Annotated in this window: 1 pseudogene; it reads left to right on the top strand. The window is 62.0% G+C overall.

Features of this window, described 5'->3' with window-relative positions:
* Nucleotides 1-61: 61 nt before the first annotated feature.
* Nucleotides 62-656: pseudogene (locus EN994_RS34210) on the top strand (ABC transporter permease); the annotation flags it as partial.

Raw genomic sequence — 656 nt, 5'->3', positions numbered from 1 at the left:
AAGGCGAGGCGGTTGTGCGGACCTTCAACCGCGAGAAACTGCATCTGATGGACGAGCCGGCATGAGCCTCGACGCCGCCATGATGCGTGCAACCGCTCCCGCCATCCTGCCGGGTAGCGGCGGTCTGCGCGGCGCTCTGTCGGACCTTTTCTGGCGCAAGCCGAAGGTCCTGTTGCTGCTCATGCTGCTGCCTCCGGTTTTGTGGCTGGGCATCGTCTATATCGGCTCGCTGTTTGCGCTGCTGGCGCAGAGCTTTTTCTCCATCGACGAGTTTTCCGGCCTCATCGACCGCGAGTTCACGCTCAAGACCTATGGCGATCTGTTCCAGGCTGCCAATCTCGACATCATCCTGCGCACGGTGACGATGGCGGCTCTGGTCACGCTGGCCTCGGCCGTCATCGCCTTCCCCATCGCCTACTACGCGGCGCGCTATGCGCGCGGCCGCTGGAAGGCCTTGTTCTATCTCGGCATCATGCTGCCGCTGTGGTCCAGCTATCTGGTCAAGATCTACGCCTGGAAGCTGATCCTGGCCAAGGAAGGCATCCTCACCTGGCTGCTCGCCAAGCTACATTTGTTGTGGGTTCTCGACGCTTGGCTGCCGCTGCCGATCGTCGGCGGCAATTCCCTGTCGGTATCGTTCACCGGCACCTTCATCG

The organism is Mesorhizobium sp. M7A.F.Ca.CA.002.09.1.1 (assembly GCF_003998555.1).
Classification (GTDB): domain Bacteria; phylum Pseudomonadota; class Alphaproteobacteria; order Rhizobiales; family Rhizobiaceae; genus Mesorhizobium; species Mesorhizobium ciceri.
Note: the sequence above shows the minus strand (reverse complement) of the source record. Positions and strands in the feature narration are given on the sequence as shown.